The following is a 3,071-nucleotide window of genomic DNA, read 5'->3' on the forward strand; positions in this document are numbered from 1 at the left end:
GATCTTCTGCCGGAAGGCCATGTTGTTCGCGTAGTGTTGCGCGTCAAAGCTCACTCCTGGATCAGCAAGGAGCGTCAGATCAGCCGTTTGCGTGAGGTCGCCTGCAGTAATCCGTAGCTGGTAGGACCCGGGCGCCGCCAAAGGCTGCTCCAGCACCGGACTCATCAACGGACCGTAGATCTCCTGCCCGGCCCACTGCAGGTCCCAGCTTGTGCGATTCAGACCCGGCTCTACTGACTGCTCCCATTCCCTTACGAGCTGCCTCTCATGGAACACTGAGAGAGATACAGATTCGACAGATGCATCCCCCACCCAGAAACTGATAAGCGCTTCCCGGGTATTGTTGTCACCGGCAAAAAGATGATCGGGGGATAGTCGCTGCCCTGGCACCTGATCAATCACCGGTTGGTAGGCAGCCGGAGGTGCAAAAAGTTGCAAAGGCTTGTCCCGGAGCGCCGGGTCTCCCGCCAGGGCTCGCCAGGGGGTCAGATCGTCCAGAATCCAAACGCTGCGCCCAAAGCTTGCGATCACCAGATCCCCTTCGCGCTCCTGAATGGCCATGTCCATGGTGGACACGGCCGGGTACCCCTTAAGCCACTGTTCCCAGCTTTCGCCCTCATTCAGAGAAACGTAGAGCCCATACTCGGTGCCCAGGAACATCAAACGTGGCTCCACGGGGTCCTGCACGAAGGAGAGCGCGTAGGACGGGATCTCCTGATTTTTCAGAAGGTTTGTCCAGGTCTCCCCGTAATCCCGGGTATAAAACAAGTACGGCTGCACATCCCCTTGAAGGTGATTGTCTATGACCAGGAAAGCCTCATTCGCCGCATAGCTGGACGGCACGATTTGCTTCACCCAGCCGGAGTCTGGCGCGGCGCTCAGCTTTGCCGTGAGGTCTGTCCAGGATTCGCCTCCATCCCGCGTCAGGTGAAGCTTTCCGTCATCAGTGCCCACCCAAAGCAGCCCCTTTTCAAGTTTGCTGGGAGCAATCACCGTGATCGTCGTGTGATTCTCGGCGGCCGTGGCGTCAATGGAGAGCCCGCCGGACGCCTGCTGTCGTTGTTTGGAGGGATTATCGGTAGTTAGGTCGGGACTCAGCCTCGACCATGACGCGCCGCGATCCGCAGACTTGTGAACAAACTGACTGCCGATGTAGACAGTAGCACTGCTAAACGGATCCCCGGCAATAGCAGCGTTCCAGTTAAACCGCAGAGGTTCCCCGCCATCAACCGGCATGATGGTTTTTCGCTGTCCCGTCTCCCGATTGACGCGCACCAGCATTCCACCCTGCCACAGCGCATACACCCAGGGGCTGGGTTTCTGCTCCAACACCACATCAAAGCCATCGTTAAACGCCAGCTCACGCCAATAACTGTTGCGAATACCAGCGCGGTTCCAGACTTCGCTGGGGCCATACCAGGTCCCGTTATCCTGAAGCCCGCCATACACACGGTAGGGCACGTGGTTATCAACGGTAATGTGATAAAACTGCCCCAGGGGAAGGTTTTCTGCAAAGCGCCAGTGCTCACCCCGGTCGCGACTCCAGTACAGGCCGCCGTCAGTGCCATCGATGATAAAACTTGAGTCCTCGGGATCGATCCAGAAAGCGTGGTGATCGGCGTGAACCTCCCTGCCCCAGTCCTCGATGACCTCGAACTCTTCCCCCGCGTTTTCTGACCGCGCGAGACGGGAGTAGAGGTTGTAAACACGATCAGGGTTTTGTGTGTCCACGTGAAGCTCAGAGAAATAGAAGGGCCGGCTGCCGATAGTGTCGGTGTTGATCATCGTCCAGGACATGCCGCCATCATCAGAGCGATAGAGGGCATTTTTCTGAGACTCGATCAGCGCATAGACACGATCCGTTTGCGACGGCGCGATAGCGACCCCAATCCGCCCGTAGGGCTTAGGGGGCAAGCCCCGGGCTTCATCAAGCTCCGACCAGGAATCCCCACCGTCCTCACTAAGGTACAGACCCGATCCGGGACCACCAGACGCTGAGTCCCAGGGACTGCGCCGGTATTCCCAGAGCGCCGCAATAAGCTTGTCGGGGTTCTGTGGATCCATCACCAGGTCTGCAGCACCGCTGCGCTCATTGCTAAACAGGACTTGAGTCCAGGTCGCCCCACCGTCCACTGATTTGTAAACACCGCGCACATCGCTGGGCTTAAACGGATCGCCCAGGACACCAGCCCAGACGATGTCTTTGTTGTCGGGATGCACAATCAAACGATGGATATTGCGGCTTTCTTCCAGACCCAGATGGGTCCAAGTGGCTCCACCGTCGATACTTTTATAAAGGCCGTTACCGCTGGACTGGGAGTTCCGCGGGTTGCCCTCCCCCGTGCCTGCGTAAATCACGTCGGGATCCGAGGGCGCAACGGCCACTGCACCGATGGACTGCACCGGCTGATCGTCGAAAACCGGGTCGAAGGTGGTGCCCCCATTCATCGTCTTCCAAAGGCCGCCGGACGCCGAACCCAGGTACCAGATATTTTTATTCCTGGGATTAACTGCGATGGAGGTAATGCGCCCGCTCATACCCGCGGGGCCAATGCTGCGCAGCGGAAGCTGCAGGTCGGGCTGGGACATCAGCATTGAACTGAAGAGCAGTCCAATTAACGAAAGGCAGAGAGGTAAACGCATTGTTGTATAGTCGGGGCGATGAGTTGTCGGGAAGTGTAACGTGTGAGAAGCGCAAAAAATGACATGCAGGATGCTGTTTCGTGAGGATACTGTTTGCCGCACTATTTCTTTTTATCTACGCAGGCACCTGCATGGCCACGGAAGAACCTGAGTACACCCTCATAGAGCAATCAGGTGACTATGAACTGCGAGCCTACGATCCCATGATTGTCGCCGAGACACGGATTGCCGGAGACATGGGCAGTGCGTCCAATAAGGGTTTTCGGCGTATCGCCGGTTATATTTTTGGCAAGAACTCAGCGCGATCCGGCGAGTCAGAGAAAATCAGCATGACGGCGCCCGTGACCATGCAGGCGGTACCGGAGAAGATTGCGATGACAACGCCGGTGACAAGCACCAGGGAGGGCGAAGAATGGCGAGTACAGTTT

2 protein-coding genes are annotated in these 3,071 nt (G+C 57.4%); one reads left to right on the forward strand and one right to left on the reverse strand.

Annotation, left to right across the window (positions count from 1 at the left end; all coding sequences use genetic code 11):
* Window positions 1-2,589: WD40/YVTN/BNR-like repeat-containing protein (locus ACTG3T_RS08890; protein WP_439101913.1), on the reverse strand; the 2,589-nt coding region annotated here is incomplete at its 3' end.
* A gap of 134 nt (window positions 2,590-2,723) precedes the next feature.
* Between ACTG3T_RS08890 and ACTG3T_RS08895 the strand changes: the two genes are divergently transcribed.
* A partial coding sequence (locus ACTG3T_RS08895) for an SOUL family heme-binding protein (protein WP_439101914.1) occupies window positions 2,724-3,071 on the forward strand: 348 nt, incomplete at its 3' end.

The organism is Congregibacter sp. (genome assembly GCF_965660375.1).
In the GTDB taxonomy this organism is placed as follows: domain Bacteria; phylum Pseudomonadota; class Gammaproteobacteria; order Pseudomonadales; family Halieaceae; genus Congregibacter.